This window comes from uncultured Holdemanella sp., from assembly GCF_934754935.1.
Classification (GTDB): Bacteria; Bacillota_I; Bacilli_A; order Erysipelotrichales; family Erysipelotrichaceae; genus Holdemanella.
The window spans coordinates 1-25,637 of sequence record NZ_CAKVJB010000028.1 but is presented as its reverse complement, the minus strand read 5'-3'; the positions used below and the strand labels follow the sequence as shown (position 1 = coordinate 25,637).

Sequence of the window (25,637 nt, the reverse complement as noted above, 5' to 3'; positions counted from 1 at the left end):
ATTAGTTCACCTCTGATTCGTTTAATTCTTTGAATGTCAAAAGCTTATCTCGATAGAATTCGTATTGTTTTTGTCGGGATTCGAATTCAACAGAAATGTTTGTTTGCAGATTATCACAAGTAGATTCTAAATTATCTAAAATATTAATTATTCTGTCTTGAGTATCATTAGATGGTAGTTGTATCTCAATGTTTTTCAATTCTTTAACTGAAGGCACATTTTTAATAGCTCCACCTCTAGCATTGTTGTTCATTATCTTTACAAGATTGTTTTCGAATATGTATTGAAGATATCTAACATTTAAACAATCATGAGCTGTTAGCTTTAACAAAGCTTGATTTATAATGCCTTTAGGAGCATCGTTGGGGATAATATAAGTTTTTCCTATAGTGCCAGAGCAACTGACTATAATATCATTTGGACTAACTTTAAACCGAATTAAATCGTTATATTTTTCGCTGTCTATGAAATACCGTATATTAGTATTTTGATAAATAGCGTGTTGTTGTTCATATACGGCATATCCACTAGAAACAAATGAATCTTTTTTTAATGCTCCGCCAAATGGACCACGAACGAAGTCACATACATCTCCTAACTTAACAGTTTCAGCATTTTTATCTCCATTAAGTATAGCATCTCTATAATATTCATATTGTTTCTTACGAGCTTCCAGTTCTTCGTTGAGTTTATCTTGAAGTTCTGCTGTTTTTGCTGTGAAGTCGTCTAGAAGACGAACGATTTCTTGTTGAATTTCCATTGGTGGAATTGGAATTCTATACTGCATAACTGCAACCTTGTTCCCTCTAGGCATTTTTGCTCCTTTTGAATAAAGCATATCATAAGAGAAAAAGGCATCGGAAGACAGAACATAATACAAGAATTCAGGAATAATTATTTTTCGATCATTAATCTGGACAACCAATACATCACCATTAGTTCCACCTACACAATCTGAAAGCCATATTTTCTTTAAGTATGGACGAATGTTTCCAATTAAAATATCTCCTATATCAAATCGAATAACATTCCCTGTGGTTGGAACACTGCTTGCCAATGTTTTCCCTTGCTTGTTTTGTAACAAATTTTCAACACCAACATAAGTGGTATTATCAACTTCAGACGCATTAATGCGGTTCTTAGAATAATGACAAATTTCTTGCAATTCTTTATATTCAATACCGCCTGGACATAGTGTTTGAATCAGCTCTTGCAACTTATTCATTACATAGTCTCCTTAATTGACAAATCTTTGAATGTTAATAATTTATCTCGATAATATTCATATTGCTTTTTACGAGCTTCATATTCTCTATTTAATTCTTCTAGAAGTTCTGCTGTTTTTGCTGTGAAGTCGTCTAGAAGGTAGACGATTTCTTGTTGAACTTCTAGTGGCGGTACAGGTAAGCTTAATTCACGCACAATATCTGCATTCAAATTTTGAACAGCACCACCAAAAGAAGCTTTCTTTTTCATTTGGTTTTGGCACATATTAGAACTAAGCAAATAGTATAAAAAATCCGACACATATGAATCCGAGAATTCACTAATTGCAAGCCAACCATCATGAACACAGCCGTCAATTTTTAATATATATGGTCGACCAAAACTCATGGAATTTGAAAGAATAAAATCACCTTTTTTAACAGGTCTAGATTTTTTCGCTCCATCTAATGTGATTTTTTCAGCTGAAGATGTAATATATTTTTCTCCTGGTTTAACATCACCAATTTTAATCCAATTAACACCATCTGGCTCTGTTGTAATAAAGTTTTTAATTGGGCGAGGAGAAGCTCCTCTGACAATTTTCGCACAATCTCCAAAGGATTTATACTCAACACCATCTGGACACAATTCTTGAATCAATTCATCTAATTTGTTCATTTTGCTTTAGAAACTCCTTTCTTTTTAATTTGTTTAAGTAACCATCAAAACATATTACTTTCTTTATGTATAAGTCAGCAACTTTGTATATATCTGAATAACTACATCCAATGTAATTTGCAAATTCTAATTTCTTTTTACTTTTTTTTGAATAACAATACAAATAAAAGTCACTTTTATCATTTTTACCATCATGTATGCCATCAAAATCAATATAGCGATGTTTATCAATTCCAAACATTAATGACATTTTTGTTTCGAATCGAATATCCACACAAATTTCTGTACCATCAAATCCATATTCTGGATGTCTGTTTGTCTTTAATGGATGGGCACATATAAATGATCTAATAGCCTCCAGATATTGTCTTCCCTCATTTAATAAATCCTCATCTGCATAAGCGAAATTTTTACATATTTCTTTTGGATAACAAGCAAACAATGATTTGACAGCTTCCTGAATCCATGAAGCTAACATCACAATATAAACAACATCTTTTTGTGACGTTTTATCAATATTATCAAGCAAATCATTTAAATCATTTATTGTGTACCCGATTTTTTGCATTACATCACATTGATAAGCATAACTAATGTCTTTTTTGATGGGCCATTGTTTGTTTAAACCACCTTTTAAGTGATTAAAGCCTTTAATTTTTGAAATCATATTATCCTTCAATCTCAGCAATAATCTTATCAATTTCAGTTCTTAAGACTTCTTGTTTTGCTACGATTTCCTTAATCTGCTGATTCAACACTTTGATATCAACCTTTTCGGTTGTATCTTCTGGTTCTACATAAGTAGATACAGATAAATTGTAGTTATTTTCTTTGATTTCATCTAAATTAGCCACATGTACGAAATGCTCTACTTCTTCACGTTTTGTGTATGCATCAACAATGTGATTAATATTCTCATCAGTTAACTTGTTATTGTTTGTAACCTTGATACATTCCTTAGAAGCATCAATAAATAATACGTTATTGTCTGTTTTGCCTTTACGCATAACCATGATGCATGTTGCAATTGATGTTCCAAAGAATAGGTTTCCAGGAAGCTGAATGATTGCGTCTACAAAGTTGTTTTCTACTAAATACTTACGAATCTTCTGTTCAGCACCACCTCTGTACATGATTCCAGGGAAGCATACTACAGCAGCTGCACCATTTGGTGCTAACCATGATAGTGAATGCATGATAAATGCCATATCTGCTTTCGATTTAGGGGCTAAAACACCAGCTGGGGCAAAACGAGGGTCATTGATTAATGTTGCGTCGTCGTCACCTTTCCATTTTATGGAATATGGATAATTCGAAACAATCAATTCAAATGGTTCATCATCCCAGTGTTGAGGATTTGTTAATGTATCGTCACATTGGATATTGAATTTGTCAAACCCGATTCCATGTAAAAACATGTTGATTCGACATAAGTTGTATGTTGTTACATTAATTTCCTGACCATAAAATCCATTTGTAACTGCACCTTCACCTAAAACATCTACTGCTTTTAAAAGCAAAGAGCCAGAACCACAGGCTGGATCATAAACTTTATTGACTGTTTTCTTGCCGACAGTACCAAGTTTTGAAAGTAAAATGGACACCTCTCCAGGTGTATAGTACTCGCCACCGCTTTTGCCTGCATTACTTGCATACATAGACATTAGGTATTCATATGCATCACCAAAAGCGTCAATATCATGATTACTTACAGAACCTAGCTTCATATTGTTGATTCCATTCAACAATTTGCAAAGACGTTCATTACGCTTAGCTACGGTATTACCTAATTTGTTATTATTCACATCAAAATCATCAAACAACCCTTTAAAATCATTCTCAGAAGCACTTCCTTGGGCCGATTCTTCAATGTGTCTGAATACTGTCTCAAGTGTTTCGTTCAAATTCTCGTCATTTTCACAACGCTTTACTACGTTACAGAACAATTCACTTGGAAGAATAAAGAAACCTTGCTCCTGAATCAAGCCTTCACGAGCTTCTTCTGCGTCAGAATCTGACATTTCTTCAAACTTGAATCCTGTGTTTCCAGCTTCTTCTTCACCTTTATTAATATAATCTGCTAGTTTTTCTGAAATATAACGATAGAACATCGTTCCAAGTACATAATTCTTGAAATCCCATCCATCAACTGCACCACGTAATTCGTCTGCAATAGCCCAGATGGCTCTATGCAGCTCTTCACGTTCTTGTTCTTTTTTAGTATCTACTGCCATATTAATCCTCCATAAATATTCGAAAATATAACCTCTACTTACAGTATACCATTTTCGTGTAGCGGAGTGTAGCTGACGACTTAGTGATTTTGTCATCATAAGAGTCTTTTTGAATGCTTACGACGACATAAGAGAATCAAATACGTACAAATTTTCGAGGTAGAAGCACAAACTAGGACAAATCTTCATCCTGAATACAAAAAGAAATGTTTTTTGCTTGAGAAAATGACTTATTTTGATGAAATGTATGCTTATAAATCGTCAAAAATAAAGGTAGGGTCGAAAAAATGTCCGTATTGCTCGAAATTTTGTCCGAAATACTTGGAGATTTTCGTTAAAATAAGAACTTTTCCTGATTCTTGTCTGAAAACAGGTGTGATGCTATACTCATGAATAAGAAGATAAGAGGAAAAGATACATGAACAGATATGAGATTTTTAGATCTTTAAAACATTTAGAAGAAAATGTGAGCCAACATGAATTAATTGGTGTTGCATACGGAGAAACAATAGATGATGCTGCTGACGAAATTGATGAATGTATAAAAGCAGATTTGATTGCAGATGAAGACAATATTTACGCTGAATACAACGTAGATGTTAAACCTTTTGATCCAGCGGTATTGCAATTAGAACAATATGAGTATGCGGCTTCTGGAATACTATATCCTGCTGATTCCAATGCTCCTGAGAATATAATCCATGAGTATGGAATTAAAGAAGTAAAATGTGAAAAGTAAAATCGTATAGGAATTGAATCTTGAGACATTCACTTAGAGTGTCTCTTTTTTTTGTGCTCGATTTCTAATTGGGAAGACACAAAAAGAGCTGGCAGAAAGGGTTGAATGCCAGCTCATGGAATAAAAAGGTTGGATGATTTTGATTTATTGATGTTTATGATTTATGGCTCATCCAACAAAACCTAGTATAGCAGTGTATTATGTGTTTTTCCAACTACAACTTCGGCTTCTTGCTTAGTTGAAAATAACTTGGATTCTCTGACTCTGGTTCCTGCTGGAGTTTCGTTGTCATTGAACTTTATCGTGCAGAAACCTGAACCAGCCCTAATTACCGTAGCTTCTCGAATATGGTATCCGTTAGCTATGAAATAGACGATATCACCAAGATTAAATTTATTCATAGGTATCCTCCTGATCCACGTTTAAGGAGATGATTGGTTCAAAATCAGGTGCTTCTTTATCGAAGTCCTTTAGCTTTTTCATCTTATATAATGTGTACTCTTTGCGTTCATTATTTGCCATGTCTTCCATGACTTCTTTTGCCAAAGTGTCAATAGTTGTTTCGATGCTCGACCTTTGTTTGTACGGCTTCTTATTGCGGAATACAGGAGGTCTTTCGCACCCAATTCTATCTATGCTTTTTGCATCAAGAGAGATCTTGTCATCCAATGGATACCAGTATTCGTGTTGTAGAAAATAGTACTCATGGAAGTCGGCGTTATTATCCAGCAGGGCTTCCAAGTTTATCTGGTCGTCGTTTGATAGCTGGTTTCTAGGCGTTCTGAACAATCGTTCTTCTTCCTCGATTGACATTGATCCAATTGTTTCTGAGTCATACTGATATCTTTCTCTTCTGTAGGAATTGAAACAGCAGGTTGTGATCATCGGTTGCAAAGAACGGAAGTCCGTTTTTACATTTTCTGCACCAAAGAGGGTTTCCAGCTGGCTTTTAAACTTGAAGGTTTCTGGAATAATCAGATATTTGATTTCAGGTTTCTGTTGTTTCAATCTTTTTACGTATTCATAGGATGATTTCTGTGAAATGAAATAATTCAGCAGTCTGTCGTTATACATAGTGTCTATTATCAGATACAGGTTACGACGGTTATGACGTGATTTTGCTACAACGATAGTTCTGTCTTCAAAATGGATGTCTTCATCTCTTTTATCATAGGCTTCTCGGATATAATACAGCCTGCGTGGTTTGATGCCAGTCATTTCAGAAGTATCTTTTATGCCGTACTTGAATATTAGATATTCTATCCAATCCAGATATCGGTTCGTCATTCTATGGTTGCCTAACAATGGATCTAGATTCCTGTCTGATGTGATTTCTCGATGCAAGCAGGCGGGTTTAAGTACGTCTACTGAACCACAGGCAGAACAAATGGCTCTTCGTGACTTCAAATGAATCAGAACTCGATAACCATCTACATGAAGGTCCTCGTAAACAGAAGTTGAGTATCCATGTGCAATGTATTTTCCACCCGAGCAGTTTTCATGAATACAGTCCTTACCTGTAAGATCAAGAAGATTTATTGCTTCAATATGAATCGTTGCATTCTCTATGTCCAGTCTGGCACTGACGAATTCAATATCGTCCAGTGCTTTTATTTTTATACGCATATATGTTCATCCTTACCTATAACTATCATATCAGTTCTCAGCGTTTTCACAAGTACAAACCACTTCTTTTTGCAAAAAATCAAGTTTAAAAATTCTTGGTTTACAATGAGTTTGTCAGATGGGACGAAAAAGTCTCTCACAGGTAACGAATGGAGGAATGAACTATGTTACTGACAACTTTTTTACCGGAAGTCGACGAACTTCCAACAAGCTGGATGGCTCGTATGGCTGTCGCCAATGGATATACCGATATCGACGATATGCTACAGTCGCTTGGTATTACGTCTGGAACTCGAAGAGTTACTCGTCATGTCGATTATTTTAAGCTGATTATTGCTCAACTGCCAAAAAGTGATTGGGTTACGACATGTGTAACACTTTATACGAATGAGCTTAGAGAACAAAGAAAGCTTATCCCTGTATTGAATGAAGAACATCACGTGTATGTCTGTCCTGAATGTCTGAAGGAAGACTTGGAAAAGAATGGTGGAGTGGTCTATCACTTTCAGCACCAGTATCCTGGAACATTCACATGCTGGAAGCACGGATGCAATCTAGCTCGTGTTAAAGAGGATGCACTTCGAAAGCCTGTTCTTGAAGAAACAGACTACACACCTGTTAAAGGCTCATACGAAACGGACCGTGAAAAGCGTATGTACGGCAAATGTTATTCCAGAGCTTCTCTTTATTACCGAATGGTCAAGTATCAGCTGGATACGTTGCTAAAGGATAAGAATCTGGATGTCGACCACGTCGATGAGGCTCTGATTCCTGGTTACGATGGTGAAGTACCTTTCCTTGCTGCCAACATTCTTTGGAAAAGCACGGTTGAATATCTGACCGGCGACCAAAAGGAGAAGTTGTTGAAAGCTATTTTTAAAGATCCGGCTCGTTATCAGCGTTTTTTTAACAATATCAGCTACGATACGATGGTCGGTTTTGAAATGAAGAAAGTGCCTAACGGACATACAATCATTCATATCAAGAACGAAAACAAATACAAAGCAAGAAGACAAAGGAGAAGAATCAAAAATGTACGACGCAAGATCAAAAAACGAGCAAAAAATAAAAAATGGTAGAGGACAAGGTTCAGGAGCCTCTTACAAGCCTTGGATTCAAGCTAGAGAACTCAACAGCAGTGGTACTTGCTCCACTCCTAAAGACTGGAAAACAGGTCGAACTGTTGAGCTCCTGTCTCAGGGCGAAAAGTATTACTGGCATATCCTTAGATGGGATGACAATGTTGTTGACATCCGAGAGCAGTACCCTTTGGATCTGGAACAGACTCTTGAGATTTGCGATGATTTTGGCATCAAACATCCAGGTAGTCGCTACTCATACATGACATCTGACTTTTACGTTACTTATAAGAATGGTTCCGAAAAGGTGTTCAGTGTCAAGGTTTCACGGAATGTACTCAACAAGAAACGAACTCGTGAAAAACTGATGGTAGAAAAGTTCTACTGGGAAAAGCTTGCACACGTTCCATTTGAAATCGTCTATAAAGATGATATGAATGTGGTCTTCGCTGAAAACATTCGTTTAGTGTGTGCGTTTTATGACAGATCTTCTGTCTTTGATGAGATGTCGCTTCTTAAACATCTGATTGCGACAAAGAAAATCAAGGTGGATATGGAATCCGAACCATTGAACTTTAGATATCTGCTGGAAGTATATCGTGATGTACTTCCTGAACTTGAAGGAGGTAATGCAAAATGATGGAAATTCTTGAATTAAAAGTCGGTTCTATACTGCACATTATGGAGCTTGATGAAAACTACCGAGTCATTTATCGCAACGGGAACTATTCCGTCACGATTTTAATGAATGAACGTGATGACAAGGTTGATATCCTAGAATGGTTTGATGAAACGATTCTTGAAATGGTCGATAAAAAGGAGCTTGCGATTCGTAAGGCTAAATGCGAACATGTATTCGACAGCAGAGCTCTGTCGGATACAGATCGTGATATCTATGTTCGAAATAAAGAAATCGTTGATACGCTGAGCGAAAGATATGGTCCATGCTACTTTGATATTGCCACAAGGAAGCCAAAACCTGCTATTGAGGATCTGGCTAAGAAATACAGCGTTTCTACAAGAACTGTCTTTTATGTTCTGAAAAAGTACCTTATGAGCGGGCTTGACCCATATGCACTTCTTCCACAGCAGGGCAAGAAGAGCAAAGTGGGAATGGAATATTCCTTGAAAACAGGGCGTCCACCTTTGTTTACTGCTGGAGTTCCTTTAACGAATGAACTTCGTGAAATCTTCGACGACTGCTGTAAGCACTATCTATCCGGCAGAGAAAAGTCATACACAACTACATATGACTGGATGTGTACGAAATATTTCATGATTCGGCAGGAACTTCAAACAAAAGATGGAGTCATGATTCAGAATCAGCTGATGCCAATTGACCACCGCCCTACAATAAATCAGATGGTCAACTATATTCGTAACAACACTACGGAGAAGCAACGCCAAATCAGCAAGACTTCAAAACGTGAATACAGAAATGACAATCGTGCTTTGATTTCAGACAATCTTTACAACGTAAAAGGTCCTGGAGATTTATTCGAAATGGACGAAGTGGAAATGGATGTATCGCTTATCAGTGAAATCGACCCTTCCAAAGTTGTTGGTCGTCCAATCGTGCATGCAATGGTGGATGTCTATTCCCGTATGATTACGGCTATATCCGTTTCTTTGGATAATAACTCTGTTCTTGGATTCACCAACTGTCTTTTGAACCTTGGTGAAGATAACAAACAGCTTTGCAGACGCTTTGGTCTTGAAATCAAAGATGGCCTATGGGATATCAACGTGCTTCCAAATCGAATCCGAAGTGACCGAGGTGTTGAGTATCGTTCCTATGAAGTAAAACGTATCTGTAACGAACTGAACATCACTTTGGAGTTGACTCCACCAGCTATGGGTTCTTTAAAAGGTCAGGTCGAACAGCTGTTTCACCAGTATCATTCTTTCCAGAATGACCTTTTGGAAGGCAAGGGGCTTATTACGAAACGCCATGATTCCAATCATCATAAGAATGCTGTTCTTACATTGGAAGACATCTGGGTCTTTGTAATCAACCAGACAATTGCTCACAACATGCGTGTTTTGAAGGATTACCCTTTAACAAAGGATATGATACAGCGTGGAGTTCATCCAGTACCTTTGGAAATCTGGAAATACGGCTGTGAACTGTATGGAGCTCCAAAACCGATTACGAACCTTGACCAGTTTGAATACACACTTCGTAGAGAAGTCAAAGCGAGCATTACTCGTAAAGGCATCGAATGGAACGGTTTGTATTATATGGCAGAAGACGCATGGCTTGGAGAACTTATTACGAAATCAAGTCTGCGTTCATCTACTCCTTTGAACTGTCGCCTTGATGAACGTGATGTTGGTTCCTTATGGTACATCAACGACAATCGTATCGTTAAGGCTAGACTGAATCCGTACCGCAATGGAAACAGTGATTTTGATGGTAAACCTTTAAAGTGCTACGAAGAGTACAAGACTCGTAAAAATGAACTTATCCATGAGCTTGACCAGAATGAGCAGGAAATTCGATGTGCAGAACGTATGAGTCTTCAGGCGGCCATCGACAATGCATTGGAAGCTGGTAAGTATACTGTCTCTGATTCAGGTAAGACAAAGAATATTCGTCAGAATCGTAAAGATGAAAGCATCAGCTTCATGGAACAGAACTCAATGGGTTCTCGTCTTGATACAAAAGAAAGTCCTCCTGCAATTACTTTGGAAACAAAAGCACTGCCTGAGCCAGAAGCTCAGCCAAAGGAAGATATTTCGAACCTTTCACTCAACGAAGTTCTTGAAAAGATGAGCAAAAAGATGTAGGGAGGTGATTTTATGCAAGAATTAAACTGGATCTACAAATATGAAGATGTAGGCAGTGATGAAAACCAGTACACGTATGAAGAATGTCATCGCATTGGTCCAGTCGATGCAAAGTATGTAAGATCGGCCAATGAAGATTTTGTCGGCAATCCATTCATTGAGGCTTTACCTCGTCCACGTGACGAGGGAAGCCTTGTAAATGCTTATATGGTGCCGATTCCTGAAGTCGACGTTCAGAAGCTGGCAACAATGACGATAAACGAACAAAAGGAAACTGTACTGAGCCTGAAACGTTTAAGACTTCCTTTGGCGTTTCAAAGACAGCTTGAGTTTATTGATTACGATGTAATCGTCAGCTCATACATGCTTCGTAAAAGCTATATCTGGGAAGATAAAGAGTTTCTAGGTCGAAAGACTCGAGGCAGTATGATTCGCATGAAAGGCAAAATCGAGGACAGCGCTCCTTCTGGCTTTGCCCTTCTTGGATTCTCGGGTTGTGGGAAATCTTCATCTCTTAAACAGTTGTTTGAGAATATTCCGCAGGTTATCATGCATCATCCGAGTGTCGGCGAAACACTTCCTCAAATCACATATCTGGTTGTAAGCTGTATGCCAAACAGTAACTTTGCCACTCTGTATCGACAGATTGGAGAAGCTATCGACAGTGCTTTAGGCAATCCTGAACCTGAATACGAGTTGATGATTTCTAGAAAGTGTAGAAGCTTAGCAGATAAACAATTAAAAGTCTGCCAGCTTATCGAAATGTTCTCAATTGGAACTATCGTTCTTGATGAGATTCAGCTTATCAATTTCAATTCCAACAAGGAAAACAGCTACGAAGGTCTTCTTGGTATCGTCAACAAGACAAAGGTGGCTTTAAGTGTCGTTGGAACGGATGAGGCTTATCAAAAGCTGTTTGCTAAACTTCGAAACGCACGTAGAACTGGCGACCTTATTGATGCCTCTGCGTATACGTCGGACCGAGAATATTTCAACTATCTGGTGAAACTGCTTCTGATTTGGCAATGGGTCGATACGCCGATTGAATGGTCGAAAGAACTGGCTGATACGCTCTATGAATGTACAGGTGGCATCATCAACCAGCTTATCTGGCTATACAAATGGATCATGATTGAATACCTTGACAGCAAGTCGAAAGGCAAGGCTGAGACAATCGACAAAAAATTCATCCATCGTATCAACGACAAACACTTCAAGCAACTTAAAAACTCTATTGATTTCGTAAATCAGTCAAAACTCGAAGAAGAAGCTGATAGAGAAATCATGCAAAATGCTGCACTCGACAAAAATGAATTTGAGATGCCTAAAGTCAACATCGGTAATCTGGCTTATGAAAGCAAGGTGACAAAACAAGTATTGAACATGATTCGTCCACTTCATCCAGAGTACAGTTCAGACGATATTACAAGAGCCGTCAAAGAAATTCTTTCTGAAGAAGGCAGTCGACAACGACGTGTTGATGAGATTGCTCGAGGAACTCTTGATATTCTTATGGGAAATCCACGTCCAAAGAAGAAAAAGGCTGTTCCAAAAAGCAAACCTTTATCGAAGAACATCTGTGATTACATCTCGTTAGATAACACATAACAAAGAGACTCAATGTTTCTTTGCTTTTTTGTTTACTCAGAGAATACTCTAAACAAACACGAGAAGGAATCTTTTTAGTCTAATTCTAGACTACGTTACCCGTTCTTAGTTTCACCGTTTCAAGTGTGTATTACCCGTTTTTAGTTTAACGGTTTGTGTTCTGTCTCGCTAAATGCACGGCTTAGTTTAACATCGACCTGCGGGCAGAATTTGCTAAATGCACGGCTTAGTTTCTATATGCACGTTATAGTTTAACGATGACAATTTGAATTATGATAGTTTTATCCTAATTTTTTTCTTTACAAGTGATATATACTGTTATACACTGTTATATAGAAGGTGATACAATGATTATTATCAATAATAGTTCAATGATTCCTATTTATGAACAGATTGTGAATCAAGTGAAACAAAATATTGTGGATGGTAAGTTAAAAGAAGGAGATGCTTTACCGAGTGTTCGTGGCCTATCAAAAGATTTAAAAATATCGGCTTTAACTGTTAAAAAAGCATATGACATTTTAGAAGCGGATGGCTTATGTAGAACGGTTCAAGGTAAGGGTTCGTTTGTGTTGGGGGTAAATCCTGGCTTGGTACATGAGCAGCGTGTAGTTGAAATCCAAAAGGATTTAGAGAAGGTACTTGATAAAGCGAAATCTTACGATTTGTCAAAAGAAGAAATCAAAGATTTATTTGATATCTTGATGGAGGAATAAGAATATGCGATTTGTAAAGACATATAATGATTTTAAATTGGATTGTAAACTTGAATTAAAGCCAGGAACAATAACGGCTTTGATTGGTCGAAATGGTTCTGGCAAGACCACTTTGTTTAAATTGTATCTTGGTTTAATTGAAGATGACGATAAACATACAAATCAAGTGAATAAAGAAGAAATTGGTGTCGTGTGGAATGATTCGAGTTTTAGTTTGATTTTAAATGTTTTAGAAATCAAAAAGATTTTAAAGTGCTCGTATAAACATTTTGATTGTGATTATTTTGATTCTATGATTTGTCGATTTGAATTGGATCCAAAGAAACCATTAAAAGAATATTCTACAGGTATGCTTTCAAAATTGAAGATCATTATTGCGACAAGTCTTCATGCGAAAATATTATTGTTAGATGAACCAACGAGTGGTTTAGATGTTATTGCACGAAACGAAGTATTAGATTTGTTGCGTGATTATATGGAACAAAATGAAGAGGTTTCCATATTGATTAGTTCACACATCTCAAGTGATTTGGAGGGTTTGTGTGATGAATTTTACTTTATTGAAAAAGGAAAAATCATTCTGCAAGAACAGGATCTAGAATCTTATGCACTATTAAAGGGTGTAGATGAAACTGTGGATTTAAGCTATGCATTAAAAAAGATAAGTTCGACTTATCTTACAAATGAAAGACAATTTTATGTAGAAAACTATCCAAATCTAGTCATTGAAAAAGCACATATTGATGATTTGATGGAATATATGATCAAGGGGGAAACTGTATGAAGGGATTGTTAGTCAAAGATTTCTTGTTGATGATAAAAAGTAAGAAAGTCATATTGTTTATGTTGTTCATTGGAATCGTTGGTGGGATAAATGATATTTCATTTGCGACAGGCTATATTTTGATGGTTCTTGCGATATTAAGCTTATCTACAATTTCGTATGATGAAGCCAATCACGGCTTAAAGACTTTGTTTACGTTACCTATTTCTAAATCAGATTATGTGAAAGAAAAATATTTGTTTTCTTTGATGATTACAGGGATTGGTTTTGTGCTTGTCACAATATTAGGTTGTTTTAGTAAAAGTGGCTTCATGGAAACACTTATAATCTTATCAACAGCTTTGTTGTTGTTAGCTCTATCTTTGCCGTTTCAATTAAAGGAAGGCAACGAAAAAGGAAGAATTGTATTGTTTGTGGTTGTGTTTGGATGTACCTTCTTATTCGCTTTCTTAAATCAATTTATTCCTAAATTCTTTGAATCTATAGAATCTGTATTGAATACATTAGATCCTATTATGTTTAGTGTAGGTTTATTGATGACAAGTTTTGTTCTATATTTTATTTCCATGCTGATTTCAATTCGAGTATACAAAAACCGTGTTTTTGATTAATTCACCAGTTTATCTACAATGTGATTGATGATATTCGCAATTTCTTCACAAGATTCTATGCATCCGGCATCGATCCATTGTTGAATGGTTGCCAAGGATCCAAAAAGAATGTAGTTTTTGATGTATGGATCGTTTTGTGAAACTTTTTCAAGCTGATTGTTGATGGAATCGAGTGCTAGAACTTGTTTAGGAAATTCATTATCGACATTGCATTCAAAGAAAATTTTAATAGTTTCTTTGTTGGATTTTAAAAATTGAAGTAATTGGATAAAAGAAGTTTCTTTTGGTTGATCATTTAATTGTGCATTGATCAGTTTGATGACTTCTTGTTCCATTTCTTTAATGACATCATATTGACTGCCATAATACTTATAAAAGGTTGAACGATTGATATCGGCCTTTTCACATAAGCTAGAAATGGTAATCTTATTGATGTCTTTTTCTTTTAGACATTCAAATAAAGCTCCTCGAATACATCTTTTTGTCATTTGTATTTTTCTGTTCATAATCAACACCTGTTGCTTTCGTAACAATATGTTATTATTAGTCGATTGAAAAATCAATAGATAATTTTCTATAATAAGTTCAAGTGGAGGGATTTTATGCTTCAATGTAAAAATATTATTAAAGACTATGTTTCAGGAGATGAAACGGTACATGCCTTAAGAGATGTATCTCTTTCTTTTCGTGAACATGAATTTGTTTCCATACTTGGACAGAGTGGATGTGGTAAGACTACATTTTTAAATATTATTGGTGGTTTAGATCATTATACTTCGGGTGATTTAATCATTAATGGAAAAAGCACGAAGGATTATAGTGATAAAGACTGGGATACGTATCGTAATCATCAGGTTGGTTTTGTGTTTCAATCTTATAATCTAATTATGCATCAAAGTGTTTTAAGTAATGTGGAATTGGCTTTAACACTTACTGGTGTAAATAAAGAGGAAAGAAGAAAAAGAGCTATTGAGGCTTTGAATAAGGTGGGCTTATCGGATCAAATCCATAAAAAGCCAACCCAGATGTCGGGTGGACAAATGCAACGTGTGGCTATTGCCCGTGCCATTGTCAATAATCCAGACATTATTCTAGCCGATGAGCCAACGGGAGCTTTGGATAGTGCCACAAGTGTGCAAATCATGGAAATCTTAAAGGAAATCTCTAAAGATAAGCTTGTCATTATGGTTACACACAATCCGCAATTGGCCGATAAATATTCGAGTCGAATCATTCGTTTAAAAGATGGTACTTTAGTATCGGATTCTAATCCTTTTAGTGAATCAGATACCAATGTGGATACAAGTATTTTGAAAAGGCCTGGCATGTCATTTAAAATGGCTTGTTCATTGAGTTTAAATAACTTAATGACAAAAAAGGCACGTACATTTTTAACATCTTTTGCCGGAAGTATTGGAATTATTGGAATTGCCTTGATTATGTCTTTATCGAATGGTATGCAGTCATATATTGATCAAATGGAAAATGATACAATGGCAAGTTATCCCATTGAGATTCAATCGAGTTCTAGTGATATGTCGACTTTAATGACAACAATGATGGGAATGAAGAAAAAGACAGAAGAACATAAGGATTCTAAAATCTATTCTCGTCCTTATGTTGAGGATGTATTAGAGTCTTTATCGAGTTCAAAGAAGAATAATTTATCGGCTTTTAAATCGTATATTGAAAGTAGTAAGGGTAAGGAATTTAGAAAGACGGCGAAGGCAATCGAGTATGACTATAATCTAAATCTTCAAGTATATAATGAAAATACAGATTTTGGTTTAGTGCAAGTGTCTCCCAATGGTTTGTTGGATAAATTAGGAATGTCAGATATGATGTCCATTCAATCGCAATTTATGGATTCAAGCTCGATGACGAATGATCAAGTATGGCTATCTTTACCCAAATCGAAAAAGCTTCGTGATGATGAGTATCAGCTTGTCGAAGGTAAGTGGCCAACAAACTATAATGAAGTAGTATTAGAGGTTGATGAGAATAATGAGATAACGGATTACGCTCTTTATTCTTTGGGCTTGTTGGATCAGGATGAATTGGTTAAAAATTATCAGAAGATTTTAAATGGAGAAACGGACAAGATTTCAAAGACGAATCTAGAATCGTACAGTGTGGATGATATCTTAAATCTAAAATTTAGATTGGTTCTAAATAGTGATTTATACCAAAAGGTAAATGGTTTGTGGATCAATCAAAGTGAAAACGAAGCATATATGAAGGATGTTGTAGCGAGTAGTCCTGAAATCAAGGTAGTTGGAATCATTAAGCCAAGTGAATCTACAGTTTCACAACCAACAATGGGTGGTGTGTATTATACAAAGGCTATGGAGCGTTATGTAACAGAAAAGACGGAGAATGCTCAAATTGTAAAAGAACAAAAGGAAAATCCAAATATCAATATTTTTACGCAGACCGAGTTTGCGTCAGGTCAAAAGATGAGCATGTCAAATCTTACAAATGAGCAGATGATGCAGCTTTCAAGTATGTCGCAAGAAGAGTTGATGAATTATATGAATACGTATAATGAGAATATCAATGCGACATATGATTCGAATTTAACTAAGCTTGGTGTTGTGGATTACTCAAATCCAACAAAGATTTCTTTATATGCGTCAAGCTTTGATGGAAAAGAAAAGTTGGGTGATTTGATCACTTCTTATAATAAGAAGCAGACAAAAAGTAATGTGATCACATACAATGATTTTATTGGAACAATGTTAAGTTCTGTGACAAGTGTCGTCAATATTATTAGTTATGTTTTGATTGCCTTTGTGTCTGTATCTTTAATTGTATCAAGTATTATGATTGGTATTATAACTTATATTTCAGTATTAGAGCGTACAAAAGAGATTGGTATTCTACGATCAATTGGTGCCAGTAAGAAAGATATTACGCGTGTATTCAATGCAGAAACATTTATTATTGGTTTGATTAGTGGTGTCTTAGGTATTCTGATTACACTTGCATTAAATGTTCCAATCAGTATGGTGGTTGAAAATATGACAGGTGTAGCTCATATTGCCAAATTACCTGTGAATGGAGCTGTATTCTTGATTTTAATTGATTTAGTATTAACCATTCTTGCAGGTTTGATTCCATCCAAGATTGCGAGTAAAAAAGATCCTGTAGAGGCATTAAGAAGTGAGTAATCACTTCTTTTTTGGTATAATTATCGGGAGGTGATACCATGATTCGAAAAGGAACAAAAGAAGATGCAGAAATTTTATCTAAGGTAGAGGCGACTTGTTTTCCACCGAATGAAGCAGCAACTTCAAAAGAGATTCAGGAACGATTAAATGTATATGCGAATCATTTTCTTTTATTGTTTGAAGAGGATCGATTGATTAGTTTTATTGATGGTTTTTGTACAAACCAAAGAGATTTAACAGATGAAATGTATAGTGATGCTTCGATGCATGATGAAGATGGTGATTGGCAAATGATATTTGGCTTAAATACATTGCCGGATTATCAAAGACAGGGAAATGCCGCAAAGATCATGAATGCGATGATTGATTTGGCTAGACAAGAAAAGCGAAAAGGCTTAGTGTTAACTTGTAAAGATAGATTGGTGCCTTACTATAGTCAGTTTGGATTTAAAAATGAGGGCGTATCCTCAAGTGTTCATGGTGGTGTAGTTTGGTATCAGATGCGATTGGAGTTTTAAAGATGAATATAATAAATATTTTGAAGAAATATCAGAAGAAAAAAAAGAAACAAGCTGTAAAAGAAGAAATGAAACAGATGATTCCTACATTAAGAAGTACATTGCATGAAGTGACTTCTAGTTTAGATGAATTGAATGGTCTTCTTAAAAAGATTACGCGTTCATGAAGTCTAAGATTTATTTGGCCATCGATTTAAAGTCTTTCTATGCTTCTTGTGAATGTGTTTCTAGAGGATTGGATCCTTTGAAAACCAATCTTGTGGTGGCAGATGCTTCAAGAACAGAAAAGACTATATGTTTGGCGGTATCTCCTTCATTAAAACAGTATGGTATTGGTGGAAGGTGTCGTTTGTTTGAGGTGAATCAAAAGGTAAGAGAAGTGAATGCCAAAAGGAAAAAGGGATTTTTGCGTTTTGATGGTAAATCAGCGGATGATGAAATCTTAAAAAAGAATCCTAGGTATGAAGTTGATTTTTTGATTGCGCCTCCTAGAATGAAATACTATTTGGATATCAGCACTCAAATTTATAATATTTATTTGAAATATGTTTCAAGTCAGGATATTCATGTATATTCGATTGATGAAGTATTTATTGATGCGACACCATATTTAAATACGTATCATTTAACACCAAAAGAGTTCGCAATGAAAATGATTCTAGATATTTATGAAACAACTGGCATCACGGCTACAGCTGGTATTGGTACCAACCTGTATCTTGCCAAGGTGGCGATGGATATTGTTGCCAAACATAAAGATCCAGATGAAAATGGGGTTCGTGTTGCGGCTTTAAATGAATATAGGTATCGAAAATTGTTGTGGAATCATAAGCCTTTAACAGATTTTTGGCGTGTTGGTAAAGGATATGAGAAAAGATTAAATAAATTGGGTATAGATACAATGGGCAAGCTTTGTACCTTTAGCTTAGAACATGAGGATGTTTTGTTTAAAACATTTGGCGTAAATGCTGAACTATTGATTGATCATGCCTGGGGATATGAGTCTTGTACAATGGAAGATATTAAGGCGTATAAACCGGAAAAGAATAGTATGGGTTCGGGACAAGTCTTATCTTGTGGGTATGAGAAAGAAAAGGCTAAGATTTTAGTCAAGGAAATGGTGGAATCTTTAGCTTTGAGTTTGGTGGATAAGCATTTAGTGACAAATAAAGTGGTTCTTACTATTGGTTATGAAACGAATGAATCTTATACAGGTGAGACAATGGTAGATTTTTATGGGAGAATCTTACCCAAGAGTTTAAATAAAATTGTCCATTTACCACAAAAGACAAATGCGAATTCAATTCTAATTCAAAATATATTGGATGTATATGATCGGTATGTGGATCCGAGTTTGTTGGTGCGAAGAATCAATGTAGCAGCAGTAGAAGTGGTGGATGAAAAGAATCGTGGTTTTGAGCAGATTGATTTGTTTTCTAATGTGGACGAAGAGGATTTGAAGAAGGAAAAAGATCTTCAAAAGGTAACTTTAAAAATCAAAAATAAGTATGGAAAGAATTCGATCTTAAAGGGAACGGATTTTGAGAAGGGGGCTAAGGCCAAAGAGAGAAATGAGCAGATTGGAGGACATAAGGCATAATGGATGAAAGATGGTATACGATGGCTCGTCCAACAAGTAAATATCCAAAGATGTCTATGTCGGATCGTGCAGCTCAATTTGCGCCTTTTGCGGCTTTAACAGGGCATAAAGAGGCTGTGATTGAACAGGGTCGAATTACGCAGGAAAAAAGAATTTTATCGAATGAAGAAAAGCTTGAAATCAATGAAAAAATCGTTGAGATGGTGAATTTGAAATCAAGATGTAGAATCACTTATTTTGAAAAGGATAAGACAAAAAGTGGTGGTAAGTACATTCAAGATGTTTTATCTTTTAGGCGTTTGGATGAATTAAATAAGGTTTTATATTTTAAAGAGAATATTCAAATACAAATTGATGATATTGTAGATATAGAAGTATTGGAACAGTAATGTTCCTTTTTCTTTGGAAAAATAAAAACAGCCATTGGCTGCTTCATAGAGATTGCATTCATACTTTAAAACAATTGTATTGTTGTCTTGTGAAGTTTATGCCTTTCAATCGTTTTAAATAGAATGCTTGTTACTGGAAAGATGATATCTTTTACTATGGGATATCGAACATGAGTATCAGATAAAAATCTTCTGAATACATTTATAATTATAATTACAGTAAAGCGTTTTGTCTTAAGATAAATAGTCAAAAAATATAGATATATTATCATTTTTGTATTATATTTAATTTATGGAAAAGAAATTACATATTTTAAATGGATATACGGATGAATTGTTCCCAGTAAATATTTGTGTTGTGAAAAAGTATGATGTTTTACCAATTGGTAGTGGTTTTAAGTCTTTGCACTGGCATGAAGATTTGCAGTTTGTGCTATGTACCAAGGGTTTTGTCAATTATCAGGTGAATGGAATTGAGTATGAACTCAAAGAAAAAGAAGCCTTGTTTATCAATAAGGGTGCACTGCATATGTCGAGTGATATGAGTGAGGATGGAGAGTATGTAACACTTACTTTTCCGGAAGAATTACTGTGTTTCTTTAAAGAGAGTCGTATGAAATATAAGTATGTGTGGCCTTATACGCGTATGGATTTTTTAAGGTGTTACATGATTAAGTCTGAAAATGAAATTATTTCCTATTTATATGATGTTTACAATCTATATTTAAATGGTTCAGACATGTTTGAGTATGATATTTCTATTTTGATCACAATGATTTGGAGACAATTGGTTCAAAGTTTATCGACGATTGATTTTATACCGAATAAAAAGGATGTCGAAAGACAAGAACGAGTACAAGTGATGCTTGTATATATTCATACGTATTATGCAGATGAACTGACTTTAAAGGATATTGCGGATGCAGGAACAATGAGTATTGCGCAATGCAATCGTTGTTTTAATAAGATGTTAAATGTAACGCCATATGAGTATTTAATTCAGTATCGTTTACAGAAGGCAACAAATCTATTAAAGGATGCCACATTGAATGTAACAGAAATATCTGAAAGTGTTGGTTTTAATAATGTAACGCATTTTATTCAGGCGTTTAAAAAAGTATATGGCATATCGCCAAAGAAATATAGAATGAAGGAGAATCAGGATGAAAAGGGCAGTTGAAGAAATATTAAAGTTTAATGAGGAAAGAGATTGGGATCAATTTCATAATCCAGAAAATCTCGCAAAATCCATTAGTATTGAGGCAGGTGAGTTGTTGGAGTGCTTTCAATGGAATAATGAATATGATAAACAACATGTCTGTGAAGAACTGGCGGATGTGATGAATTATTGTATTTTAATGGCGAATAAATTGGGTGTGGATATGGAAGAGATCTTGTTGATGAAGTTAGAACAAAATAAGAAGAAATATCCGGTAGAAAAGTGTAAAGCATCTTCTAAAAAGTACACAGAACTGATAAAATAAGGGTATGTTAGATGTCGAGCGATTACAATTCTTAGATTTATATAGTTTTGAACTGCGATTGGATTATTTTGAGAAGATTCTAGAATTTACAAGTTCTTCTTATTCTTTCTATTGGTTAGAGGCTGTGTTAAATTTAATGATTTATAGGGATACAATTGAATTTGATGAAATCTTAGATGAAATGATTTCTTTAGCCTATGATGATGTGGTTGAAAAAGGATATCATTTGGGTCCATTGATTCATCAAAAGCGTACAAACGCATTGGAAAATGCGATTTTAAGCATCCAAAAGTATTTGCCTGAAAATTGTTCGAAACAAGAAATTATTATTTGTGTAAAGCAGCATGATGAAGCTTTAAAAGAATACAAGAAGCTTTTGATCATGCAGACACCCTATCGTTTATTATCGAGTTTTTTGGTGGACGTAGGTGGTAATGATCCGATTTGGAATCGACCTAAAGATATTATAGAAACAATCAAAGATTATAATGAGAAATATAGACTTCCATATATCATTGAAAATGATAGAGGCCTTAAAAGAAGAGTTGTTGTTCAACCGGAATGGAGAGATTTCTTAATGACTAATTATCGTGTTATTATGGAATGGGTTCATGATGAAAAGATCAAATATTTAGAAAAACGAAAGATTGAAGAGTGCATTGAGTGATGCACTTTTTCTTTTAATTAAAATAAAAAAGTCTATTTCTAGACTTACTTTTGTTTGTGTTTTAAATACATGGCATAAATAAATTTTGCGACACCAATCGTAATAAAGAATATTCCTAATTTTAGTAGCATTGAATTCATAAATCCTTTCCATTCTTCATATATATTACACGATTTGTATATAAAATAAAAACTCCTTTATGTAAAGGAGTAATTGTTAAATGGTAGCGCGTACGGGATTCGAACCCGTGATACAGCCTTGAGAGGGCTGTGGCTTAACCGCTTGCCGAACGCGCCATGTGCTTAAATATTATAGCACAAAATAAAAGAGAAGTATAGACTTCTCTTACAATTCTGCAATTAAATCACATAGATTTTTATAGGCTTTTTTAAAGGATTCTAGGTTTAGTTTTTCTTCCGGAGTGTGACAACCTTCGGCAATAGGTCCGTATGTAATGATATCTAGATCTGGTAGTAATCCTTTTAGAATACCTGTTTCCATACCTCCGTGGGATGCTTCGGTTTCCATTTCTACGCCTTGTCTTTTTAAGATTTCTTTTAGTTTATCTCTTAATGGACTGTTCGCTTCATAGTTCCAACCACAGAAGTTTGTATCTTCATGTTCAGATGCATGACATAACTGTGCAATCATGTTGATCTTGTTGCCTAATTCATCTTTCATAGATTCTAATGGAGAACGAATGCAGAAAGCACATTTCACAACATTGTCTTCTATTCTTAATTTACCTAAGTTAAGGGAAGCGAGTGTTAGTCCTTCAATAGCCATAGATTTATGCTGCAAACCATTTGGTAGTAAGTAGTATAGTGTAATTAATTCATTTGTATCTTTTAAAGTAAAAGCTTTAGTAGCTTTGTCTGTTTCTTCCAATTGAATATCAAGTTTACTATCACTGAATTCAAATTCTGTTTTTAAATCAGTTACGATTTGATCAATATTTGGCTTGATGTCTGAAACAAAAGTTGCCTCAGCTTCTCTAGGAATCGCATTTTCTTTTAGACCACCATTTACGGATACAATTTGAATATCTTTTAATGTTTGTAGAACTCTAAATAAGATTTTAATTGAATTACCCTTTTCTTGATCAATACAAGCACCTGAATGCCCTCCATCTAATCCTTTTACTGTAAGTTTATAGGTTGTATTATTTACTTCTTCAAAAGTGCATGTTTTATCAACATAGGCATAGCGGCCACCGCTTGTTGTGGTACAAGTACTAACTTCACCACCACCATCAAGACCAATCATCTTTTTGGCATTGAAGTATTCTTTTTTTAGATTAATAGATCCTAATAGACCCACTTCTTCTTGTACCGTAAATACACATTCTAGATTTGGATGTTTTAGAGTATAATCACTTAAAATGGCCAACATGTAGCTAACGCCAAATCCATCATCGGCACCTAATGTAGTTCCTTTTGCTTTTAACCAGCCATCTTCAACATATAAATTTAAAGCATCGGTTTCAAAGTCAAAATCAACATCATTGTTTTTTTCACAAACCATATCCATATGCGCCTGCAACATCACTGTATCGTGATCTTCGTAGCCTGGTGTAGCCTTTTTATAAATAATCACATTATTCATATTATCACGAACATATTTAAAATCATGTTCTTTCGCAAAATTTTCTACATAGTCTGCAATTTTTTCTTCATGAAATGATCCATGAGGAATTTTTGAGATTTCTTCAAAATATCTGAAGATTGAAATGTTTTGATCTAATACACTCATTGTTTGTACCTCCACTTGATTAAAAACAGTATAGTACAAAAAATGAGAGACGCAAGTCTCTCACTATTGAATATTGATATATTTTGATTCTTCTTCACGCTTTACAGGTTTTGTAGGCAATAAGATGAATAATTCACCATTGTCAAAACGAGCTTTGATATCTTCTTGTTTATAACCTTCACCAATATAGAATGAACGAGAATAAGTTCCAGTAAATCTTTCTTGACGAAGTACACGCGTATCTTCTTTATTGATATTACGAGTTGCGGTGATCTTTAAGTAACCATCTTTTAATTCAATTTGAATATTTTCTTTTTGAATACCACAAACCTCCATACAGATTTGATAATATCCATCCTTTTCATAAATATCTGTTCTTAATACAGTACTTGTATCTTGTTTTTTAGTATCATTGAAAAAGTCATCAAAATAATTAGGGTAATAGCGCATATTGAATCCTCCTTAGCACTTACATCTTTTAACTGCTAATATCATAGTACAATTACTTGGCACAGTCAATAGTTGAGTGCTAAATTTGTTGCGAATAATTTGTGACTGCTACGAGACCTGCATGGCGTAATAGTCTCTTTCGCATTTAGTACATTTTTACTTCAAATCTTTATTCATGAAATGGTGAGTGCTTATTATAGTAAAATTCTTATTTTGTTTTACACGAAAGACTTGTACCATTAGCTCACTTCCTTTTTAAATTGAAAAAGACGCAAGCCGCATTGTCTATGAATTACGTCTTTCTGCCTAACTTACTTTTCTATTTTTCTGTTTCTAATTCAAATCTTTGTAAAATGTTTTTGACGATGCCTGCATCTTCAATCTGATTAATTCCAAAACATTTCTTGCCTGCATCCTTTAAAGACGCACCCACATGGTATGCTTTCGTTTTATCAAGAATTAAAAAACGGTCATGAAATGCTCTTGTGTACTTGACTTCTAGTTTGGAATACTGTGCATTAAAATTATCTATATCTGTTTGAGATAATTTTGTCCGTTGCAGTGTATAAATTATCACTGCCACATTTTCTTTCTTCTTTGATAAAATGTTCAATGTTCCTACATCCACATATCTATCTACCAGAACAATTTCCGTCTTTGCTTTCTGAATCAATCCTATTAGTAAGCTAAACGCATCGTTTATCTGGCCATTAAAAAATATTTTTTGATTAGATTCCTCATGATCTGATATGTACTCAAATATCTGATCTAATTTTGCATCTGTGTTTTTTTTGATATTCCAGTTGTTTTAATTCAATGTTACTAATTCTTTCAAACAAGAGTGCATTGTTGGATATAAAACGTCACATTTCTACAAATGCACGCATACTACCTATGCTTACATTAATTGCCACCTCGCTATGCAATACACTGGCCAGCATGGATATCCCTTGTTCCGCAAATACATATGGTAATGTACGTCTGCCACCTCGTCCATCCTTTTTTGACTCTTGCATTTTTGAGGTGCCAGATTGGCACTTCAAAAATATTGCTTCTTCTGTTGTAAGTTGAAAACAAAAATCTTCTGGGAATCGTTTTATAATGCAATCTAAGAACACTCGTGACTTTAGTTATGAGATGAATTAGATTAGCAGATGTTTGATAAATAATTTAAAAATAAATGATAAATATAAAGATTTAATCATATACATATGTTATAATATTGATGAGGTAAAAACATATGGAAGTTGTTAAAGGTAGAGGCTATGTCTATTCTATACAGTATCATATTGTATGGTGCGTAAAGTATCGTCGTGATGTCTTGAATGGACAGGTCGCAACAAGATTAAAAGAGTTGCTGATTCAGATTTCAAAGGATAATGGTTTTCAAATTCTAGAAATGAACATGGAGGAAGATCATATCCGTATGCTGATCAATTGTACGCCGCAGCATTACATTCCTAATATTATAAAAGCTATGAAGGGTGTATCGGCCAGACTCTTAATGAAAGAGTTTGGGGATGATCTAAGATCCAA

The 25,637-nt window shown here is 35.0% G+C and carries 28 protein-coding genes and 1 tRNA gene; 17 read left to right on the top strand and 12 right to left on the bottom strand.

Annotation, left to right across the window (positions count from 1 at the left end; translation table 11 throughout):
* Position 1: 1 nt before the first annotated feature.
* Genes Q0E86_RS08330 through Q0E86_RS08315 form a run of 4 tightly spaced genes read right to left on the bottom strand, consistent with a single transcriptional unit; the run spans position 2 to position 4,118 of the window.
* Complete coding sequence (locus Q0E86_RS08330) at positions 2-1,225, bottom strand: restriction endonuclease subunit S (RefSeq protein WP_295756106.1); 1,224 nt, start codon at positions 1,223-1,225, stop codon at positions 2-4.
* Complete coding sequence (locus Q0E86_RS08325) at positions 1,225-1,884, bottom strand: restriction endonuclease subunit S (protein WP_295756104.1); 660 nt, start codon at positions 1,882-1,884, stop codon at positions 1,225-1,227. Before Q0E86_RS08325 ends, Q0E86_RS08330 begins: the two co-directional genes overlap by 1 nt.
* On the bottom strand, positions 1,868-2,551 hold the full coding sequence (locus Q0E86_RS08320) for a hypothetical protein (RefSeq protein WP_295756102.1): 684 nt from the start codon (positions 2,549-2,551) through the stop codon (positions 1,868-1,870). Before Q0E86_RS08320 ends, Q0E86_RS08325 begins: the two co-directional genes overlap by 17 nt.
* Before the next feature lies 1 nt (position 2,552).
* Entirely contained in the window at positions 2,553-4,118 is a 1,566-nt protein-coding gene (locus tag Q0E86_RS08315; RefSeq protein WP_295756099.1) for a type I restriction-modification system subunit M, read from the bottom strand.
* Positions 4,119-4,536: 418 nt separating this feature from the next.
* Here Q0E86_RS08315 and Q0E86_RS08310 point away from each other — a divergent pair, with 418 nt between their 5' ends.
* Positions 4,537-4,857, top strand: coding sequence for a hypothetical protein (locus tag Q0E86_RS08310; RefSeq protein ID WP_295756097.1), 321 nt, complete (start codon positions 4,537-4,539; stop codon positions 4,855-4,857).
* A 182-nt stretch (positions 4,858-5,039) separates the two neighbouring features.
* On the opposite strand, the gene Q0E86_RS08305 is transcribed toward Q0E86_RS08310, so the two are convergent.
* Positions 5,040-5,258, bottom strand: a complete 219-nt coding sequence (locus Q0E86_RS08305; protein ID WP_295756095.1) for a hypothetical protein — start codon at positions 5,256-5,258, stop codon at positions 5,040-5,042.
* Positions 5,251-6,483, bottom strand: coding sequence for a hypothetical protein (locus Q0E86_RS08300; RefSeq protein ID WP_295756092.1), 1,233 nt, complete (start codon positions 6,481-6,483; stop codon positions 5,251-5,253). Before Q0E86_RS08300 ends, Q0E86_RS08305 begins: the two co-directional genes overlap by 8 nt.
* 164 nt (positions 6,484-6,647) lie before the next feature.
* On the opposite strand from Q0E86_RS08300, the gene Q0E86_RS08295 reads away from it, so the two are divergent.
* From Q0E86_RS08295 to Q0E86_RS08265, 7 genes are all read left to right on the top strand, one after another.
* On the top strand, positions 6,648-7,562 hold the full coding sequence (locus Q0E86_RS08295) for a TniQ family protein (RefSeq protein ID WP_295756088.1): 915 nt from the start codon (positions 6,648-6,650) through the stop codon (positions 7,560-7,562).
* Positions 7,516-8,202 (top strand): TnsA endonuclease N-terminal domain-containing protein, encoded by a 687-nt coding sequence (locus Q0E86_RS08290; protein ID WP_270490270.1) that lies wholly within the window; start codon positions 7,516-7,518, stop codon positions 8,200-8,202. Before Q0E86_RS08295 ends, Q0E86_RS08290 begins: the two co-directional genes overlap by 47 nt.
* Complete coding sequence (locus Q0E86_RS08285; RefSeq protein WP_295756084.1) at positions 8,199-10,352, top strand: transposase family protein; 2,154 nt, start codon at positions 8,199-8,201, stop codon at positions 10,350-10,352. Before Q0E86_RS08290 ends, Q0E86_RS08285 begins: the two co-directional genes overlap by 4 nt.
* A 12-nt stretch (positions 10,353-10,364) precedes the next feature.
* Positions 10,365-11,960 carry an ATP-binding protein gene (locus Q0E86_RS08280; RefSeq protein ID WP_295756081.1) on the top strand — a complete coding sequence of 532 codons (1,596 nt, stop codon included), beginning with the start codon at positions 10,365-10,367 and terminating at the stop codon, positions 11,958-11,960.
* 347 nt (positions 11,961-12,307) lie between these two features.
* On the top strand, positions 12,308-12,676 hold the full coding sequence (locus Q0E86_RS08275; protein WP_295756078.1) for a GntR family transcriptional regulator: 369 nt from the start codon (positions 12,308-12,310) through the stop codon (positions 12,674-12,676).
* 4 nt (positions 12,677-12,680) lie between these two features.
* Positions 12,681-13,460 carry an ATP-binding cassette domain-containing protein gene (locus Q0E86_RS08270; RefSeq protein WP_295756076.1) on the top strand — a complete coding sequence of 260 codons (780 nt, stop codon included), beginning with the start codon at positions 12,681-12,683 and terminating at the stop codon, positions 13,458-13,460.
* Positions 13,457-14,071 (top strand): ABC-2 transporter permease, encoded by a 615-nt coding sequence (locus Q0E86_RS08265; protein WP_295756073.1) that lies wholly within the window; start codon positions 13,457-13,459, stop codon positions 14,069-14,071. Before Q0E86_RS08270 ends, Q0E86_RS08265 begins: the two co-directional genes overlap by 4 nt.
* On the opposite strand, the gene Q0E86_RS08260 is transcribed toward Q0E86_RS08265, so the two are convergent.
* The gene (locus tag Q0E86_RS08260) at positions 14,068-14,577 is read right to left on the bottom strand and encodes a TetR/AcrR family transcriptional regulator (protein ID WP_295756071.1); all 510 of its coding nucleotides are present in this window, start codon (positions 14,575-14,577) and stop codon (positions 14,068-14,070) included. The genes Q0E86_RS08265 and Q0E86_RS08260 overlap by 4 nt on opposite strands.
* 96 nt (positions 14,578-14,673) lie before the next feature.
* On the opposite strand from Q0E86_RS08260, the gene Q0E86_RS08255 reads away from it, so the two are divergent.
* The 8 genes from Q0E86_RS08255 (at position 14,674) to Q0E86_RS08220 (ending at position 21,899) form a co-directional block, all read left to right on the top strand.
* A complete protein-coding gene (locus Q0E86_RS08255; protein ID WP_295756068.1) occupies positions 14,674-17,241 on the top strand; it encodes an ABC transporter ATP-binding protein/permease in 2,568 nt (855 codons plus the stop codon).
* Between the two features lie 38 nt (positions 17,242-17,279).
* Positions 17,280-17,759 carry a GNAT family N-acetyltransferase gene (locus Q0E86_RS08250; RefSeq protein WP_295756066.1) on the top strand — a complete coding sequence of 160 codons (480 nt, stop codon included), beginning with the start codon at positions 17,280-17,282 and terminating at the stop codon, positions 17,757-17,759.
* Positions 17,760-17,761: 2 nt separating this feature from the next.
* Positions 17,762-17,926, top strand: coding sequence for a hypothetical protein (locus tag Q0E86_RS08245; RefSeq protein WP_295756064.1), 165 nt, complete (start codon positions 17,762-17,764; stop codon positions 17,924-17,926).
* Positions 17,923-19,359 carry a DNA methylase gene (locus tag Q0E86_RS08240; RefSeq protein WP_295756061.1) on the top strand — a complete coding sequence of 479 codons (1,437 nt, stop codon included), beginning with the start codon at positions 17,923-17,925 and terminating at the stop codon, positions 19,357-19,359. The genes Q0E86_RS08245 and Q0E86_RS08240 overlap by 4 nt, the downstream gene beginning before the upstream one ends.
* Positions 19,359-19,748, top strand: a complete 390-nt coding sequence (locus Q0E86_RS08235) for a YolD-like family protein (RefSeq protein WP_295756058.1) — start codon at positions 19,359-19,361, stop codon at positions 19,746-19,748. The genes Q0E86_RS08240 and Q0E86_RS08235 overlap by 1 nt, the downstream gene beginning before the upstream one ends.
* Before the next feature lie 292 nt (positions 19,749-20,040).
* Positions 20,041-20,928 carry a helix-turn-helix domain-containing protein gene (locus tag Q0E86_RS08230; protein WP_295756056.1) on the top strand — a complete coding sequence of 296 codons (888 nt, stop codon included), beginning with the start codon at positions 20,041-20,043 and terminating at the stop codon, positions 20,926-20,928.
* Positions 20,912-21,232 (top strand): nucleotide pyrophosphohydrolase, encoded by a 321-nt coding sequence (locus Q0E86_RS08225; RefSeq protein WP_003864113.1) that lies wholly within the window; start codon positions 20,912-20,914, stop codon positions 21,230-21,232. The genes Q0E86_RS08230 and Q0E86_RS08225 overlap by 17 nt, the downstream gene beginning before the upstream one ends.
* 4 nt (positions 21,233-21,236) lie before the next feature.
* Positions 21,237-21,899, top strand: a complete 663-nt coding sequence (locus tag Q0E86_RS08220; protein WP_295756053.1) for a hypothetical protein — start codon at positions 21,237-21,239, stop codon at positions 21,897-21,899.
* Between the two features lie 221 nt (positions 21,900-22,120).
* On the opposite strand, the gene Q0E86_RS08215 is transcribed toward Q0E86_RS08220, so the two are convergent.
* The 5 genes from Q0E86_RS08215 to Q0E86_RS08195 form a co-directional block, all read right to left on the bottom strand.
* Positions 22,121-22,195, bottom strand: a tRNA-Glu gene (locus Q0E86_RS08215).
* Positions 22,196-22,244: 49 nt separating this feature from the next.
* Positions 22,245-23,651 carry a beta-Ala-His dipeptidase gene (pepD, locus tag Q0E86_RS08210; RefSeq protein ID WP_295756050.1) on the bottom strand — a complete coding sequence of 469 codons (1,407 nt, stop codon included), beginning with the start codon at positions 23,649-23,651 and terminating at the stop codon, positions 22,245-22,247.
* 63 nt (positions 23,652-23,714) lie between these two features.
* A complete protein-coding gene (locus Q0E86_RS08205) occupies positions 23,715-24,101 on the bottom strand; it encodes an Hsp20/alpha crystallin family protein (protein WP_295756047.1) in 387 nt (128 codons plus the stop codon).
* A gap of 319 nt (positions 24,102-24,420) precedes the next feature.
* The gene (locus Q0E86_RS08200; protein WP_295756044.1) at positions 24,421-24,729 is read right to left on the bottom strand and encodes a hypothetical protein; all 309 of its coding nucleotides are present in this window, start codon (positions 24,727-24,729) and stop codon (positions 24,421-24,423) included.
* A gap of 235 nt (positions 24,730-24,964) precedes the next feature.
* A complete protein-coding gene (locus Q0E86_RS08195) occupies positions 24,965-25,219 on the bottom strand; it encodes an ORF6N domain-containing protein (RefSeq protein ID WP_295756041.1) in 255 nt (84 codons plus the stop codon).
* Between the two features lie 122 nt (positions 25,220-25,341).
* On the opposite strand from Q0E86_RS08195, the gene tnpA reads away from it, so the two are divergent.
* A partial coding sequence (gene tnpA, locus Q0E86_RS08190; RefSeq protein WP_295756038.1) for an IS200/IS605 family transposase occupies positions 25,342-25,637 on the top strand: 296 nt, incomplete at its 3' end.